The 3,706-nt window shown below is 64.4% G+C and carries 4 protein-coding genes; 2 read left to right on the top strand and 2 right to left on the bottom strand.

Going from position 1 to position 3,706, the window contains the following annotated elements:
- The first annotated feature begins 259 nt into the window (after nucleotides 1–259).
- A complete protein-coding gene (locus PUT78_RS23145; protein ID WP_274354583.1) occupies nucleotides 260–442 on the top strand; it encodes a hypothetical protein in 183 nt (60 codons plus the stop codon).
- 101 nt (nucleotides 443–543) lie between these two features.
- Here PUT78_RS23145 and PUT78_RS23140 read toward each other — a convergent pair whose 3' ends face one another.
- Together PUT78_RS23140 and PUT78_RS23135 are read right to left on the bottom strand one after the other, a co-directional pair.
- Nucleotides 544–2,166, bottom strand: a complete 1,623-nt coding sequence (locus PUT78_RS23140; protein ID WP_274354582.1) for an FAD-binding oxidoreductase — start codon at nucleotides 2,164–2,166, stop codon at nucleotides 544–546.
- 42 nt (nucleotides 2,167–2,208) lie between these two features.
- On the bottom strand, nucleotides 2,209–3,090 hold the full coding sequence (locus PUT78_RS23135; RefSeq protein WP_274354581.1) for an MBL fold metallo-hydrolase: 882 nt from the start codon (nucleotides 3,088–3,090) through the stop codon (nucleotides 2,209–2,211).
- Between the two features lie 93 nt (nucleotides 3,091–3,183).
- Between PUT78_RS23135 and PUT78_RS23130 the strand changes: the two genes are divergently transcribed.
- Nucleotides 3,184–3,558: a winged helix-turn-helix transcriptional regulator gene (locus PUT78_RS23130; protein WP_274354580.1), complete on the top strand. Its 375-nt coding sequence runs from the start codon at nucleotides 3,184–3,186 to the stop codon at nucleotides 3,556–3,558.
- Nucleotides 3,559–3,706 lie beyond the last annotated feature (148 nt).

The following is a 3,706-nucleotide window of genomic DNA, read 5'->3' as shown; positions in this document are numbered from 1 at the left end:
GCCGCCGTTCGAGTTCCTCGGATGCTGCGCGGCGCCCCCCGGAAGCGGTCACGCAGGCAGCTGGAGCGGCGCGGCGGGTGCAGAGCTTTGTCATCCTCGACACCGCGCATCCCAAAGACGCCATCACGGGGCCGGTCGCGCTCTGGCTCGACTGATCAGCGGGGGGTGAAAGGGGGACACGCAGGCTTGCGGCGCCTGTCTTGCCGCATTTTCGCCAGCGTCGGTCTGTAGCCAACCCCGATGGCCCCGGTCGGTCCGCGTGATCGCCGCCATCTGCGAGGTGCAATCCACCGACGGGCGCAGGGACGAACATCTCGACATCGCGGCCAGCCTGCGCCCGATCCTCGGCGAAGTTGAAGGCTTCCTTTGCCGGTGCCAATCCGAAGGACGAGTCGGCGACCACCCTAACCCCGCTCAGAATGCGCAGGTTGTCGATCCGTGATGGCCATCCCTCGTCAAGAAGAACGGCCACAGTCACTCTGTCCCCGCGGCTGACAGTCGCGGGGACAGCTCATCACCCCCCGTGTCTGCGCAGGGCTTGCCTTACGCAGCAGGGCCAGCTTCAAGCGGACCACGAGTCCCAGACCGGAACCGGGTCGGCCAGATCCCCTGCTTGCCGGGCGACAGGATGCCGTTGGGATCCAGGCAGTCCTTGATGCGTTCGGCAAAGCGACGCTGGGCGTTGTCGTTGAAGTCGTAGATGGCTGCGACCTCGTCCATGAAATCAAGATGGCTGCGATATTCGCCGTAGCCAAGCTTCGCCGCCGGTTCGAGCATCGCTTTGGTCGCCGCATAGGCCTCGAGGGTCTGCTGCTCGTTCTTTGTGTCGAACACCACCAGCGCGACGTGGATCATGCTGCGCTTGCCCACGATGATCGCGGCGGAATAGTCCAGCCCGCGCGCGTTCAGCACGCTGCGGGACAGGTCGCGGATTGTGCTGCCGTCCTTGCCGGAAATTGGCATCGCACAGGAAAAGCCGATATGACCGCCTTCCTCGCCGCCGTACCAGCGGGTCATCTGGTCGAGCGCCATTGACGGGATGCCGGCCTGCACGCGGTGATGCGGGTTCTCGAAATCGGGCAGATTGCGCCCGTCGAACGCGTCGAACATAAGCGCGCCGCCCGGAATCGCGGCGAGCGCCTGCTCGACCTTGGCGCGGTTATGCGCGACCACGGGCGCGTCGCCGTAAAGCGCGAATCGCATGACCCAGCGGCCGAAGCCCGGAGTGGCGGCAATCCTGTCGAGTACCTCATCGGGGATAGCGCCCTTGCCGTCAAACCATTGCTTGCGCTCGCCAAAGGCGCTTGCCGCGCAGACGGCATTGATGATCATCGGCTGATTGGGGATCGTGCCGTCGATCATCAGCGGGCGAAGCACGTCGAGAAGCGTTTCGAAATGCTCTTCATTGTCCAGCGTGAACCAGCCGGGGGCATAGACCTCGGGCGCCGGGAACAGGCTGATCCCCATCTTGGTGACGATGCCAAAATTCGACTGGCTGAATATCCCGTCCCACGAGGGACCACAGCTGTGCGGATAGATCAGCCAGTTGCGCGGATTGGACATGCCGCCCATTCCCGTGCGCAGAATGTCGCCGTCAGGCAGCACGACCTCCATGCCGCAATGGTTCCCGAAATGATCGCCGATCGGCGTATAGCCCACGCCATGTTCCAGCGCATTGCCGACCACGCTGCCAGCACCAAGGTCCGGAACCGACATCCACAGCTTTGAGCCGGTCTTCTGCAGGTGGTCGTAGAGGTCAAAGAAGCGGACACCGGGCTCGACCAGCGCCATGCAATTCTCTTCGTCGACTTCCAGCACCTTGTTCATGCGCCGCAGGCTGAGCGCGAAGGTGCCCGAAACGCGGGGAGCACCGCCGCCATAGCCCTTGTTGCGGCCCTGGCTGCTGGTCCAGACCGGCGTTCCATGGTCGTTTGCGATGCGCAGGATGGCCTGCACATCCTCCACGCTGCCCGGCAGGAGCACGGCGCCGGGCCGGTACCACTCGCCCGGCGGCGCGAACGGATCGCCATAATCCGCCAGATCCTGGGTGAGCACATTCTCCTCACCGATGGCCGTCCGCATGGCTTCCAGAGCCTCGGCAAAGTTTCCGATATTTCGGGTTTCTGGATCCGTCTGGTTCGTGGCGGACGTTTGATGGTTGCTCATGGTTTCCTCCCAGTTTGAATATCGTCTTCCCTCGCGTCGGGCCTAGCCCGGAAAGGCCGCGGCGACCGCCCGGTCGACCGCAAAGGCAAAGCCCAGATCGCCGGTCCCTTCGAGAAGCTTCATGCGGAATTCCTCGGCGCTGCCCGAGGCCGCGCGCGCGGCATCCCAATGGTCGAGATAGGCGATGGTCGCATCGAACACGCCGGCATCATTCGCGCTGCCCGGCTTGCGGTGGCCGGGGATGACCGTTCCGGCCCCGATTGCGCGCAACTGGGCCACGCTGGCGCGCCAGGCCTCGACGCCACCGGGGGCGGCTGCCTCCTCCATCCACAGATGGGTGTCGATATAGGCAATGTCCGAAGCGATCAGCGTATCAAGGCCGGGAATATGCACCGGCGTGATCAGGGCGGTGTCGCCCGCCATGGGCGGCAAGATCTCGATCCGCTCGCCTTCAAGCATCAGATGGTCGGCCCCGAGAACCTCGGGCACGACGACGCGGTCGGCAAAGACCCCGGCAGGCGCGCTGCCCGCGATCTGGGCATACATTGGCTCGGCCACCTGCGCGATGAAGGCCTGGACATCGGCCTGCGCATAGGCGCGCGCTTCGGGAAACCGATCCAGCAGGATCGGCAGCCCCAGCAGGTGATCGGGGTGGTAATGGGTGATCAGGATGCTCTCCAGCCGCCGACCCGTCGCCGCGATCATGTCGGCGAGCAGCGCGGCATTGCCCGCCGTGAACTGCGCATCCACCAGAACCGCCGAACGCTCGCCCATGATGACGGCGCTGTCGACCAGTAGTCCCGCTTCATCCGAGGTGAAGACCTCGGCGTTGCCGACGCGGGCCAGGGCGGAGCCGGGCAGCAGGCTGGCAGCCGCGGCGCCGGCGGTGACTTGCAGGAAATTTCGACGGTCGAGCAGGAACATTTTTTATCCTTTTCAAGTCAGTGCATTTTTGATACCAAGAGCGTAATTGATACCTAGCTTCCGTGGAAGACGGCACTTTTTGGTAACCGCTACATGAGAGACATCCTGACCAGCACCCCGATCGAAAGTTGCCCGGTCAGGCAGATCCTGACCGACGTGGGCGACAAATGGTCGATCCTGATCCTGATCGCCCTCAGCGGGGGGCCGCGCCGGTTTTCCGCCCTGCGCCGCGACATCCCGGATATCTCGCAGAAGATGCTGACCCAGACTTTGCGCAAGCTCGAGCGCGACGGGCTTGTGTCGCGCGAGGTCACGCCGTCGACGCCGCCGCGCGTCGATTACGATCTGACTGCATTGGGTGCATCGCTGATGCATCAGATCACGCCGCTGGCAGGGTGGGCCGTGCGTCACCTCGACGAAATCACCGCCGCCCGCAGGCGTTTCGACTGGAGCAGCACATCCGGTTAAAGCATCTCGGGGTCTGAGAGGACGCCCAGCCATGCGGCGCCAGAGCAACAAGCGCGGTCCCGGGGGTGACATCCCTCGAAAGTCCGCAGTGGCGCGATGCTATGTTCGCCCTGCGGCATGTGCATTGGTCGGGTTTCCGCCCTCTGCG

Origin of the sequence: Roseinatronobacter alkalisoli (genome assembly GCF_028745735.1) — a bacterium.
GTDB lineage: Bacteria > Pseudomonadota > Alphaproteobacteria > Rhodobacterales > Rhodobacteraceae > Roseinatronobacter > Roseinatronobacter alkalisoli.
This window is presented reverse-complemented; position numbering and strand designations above follow the sequence as displayed.

Bases quoted from the DNA above. Each gene is read 5' to 3' on its own strand.
- PUT78_RS23140 (WP_274354582.1), bottom strand. From the start codon at position 2,166: ATGAGCAACCATCAAACGTCCGCCACGAACCAGACGGATCCAGAAACC.
- PUT78_RS23135 (WP_274354581.1), bottom strand. From the start codon at position 3,090: ATGTTCCTGCTCGACCGTCGAAATTTCCTGCAAGTCACCGCCGGCGCC.
- PUT78_RS23130 (WP_274354580.1), top strand. From the start codon at position 3,184: ATGAGAGACATCCTGACCAGCACCCCGATCGAAAGTTGCCCGGTCAGG.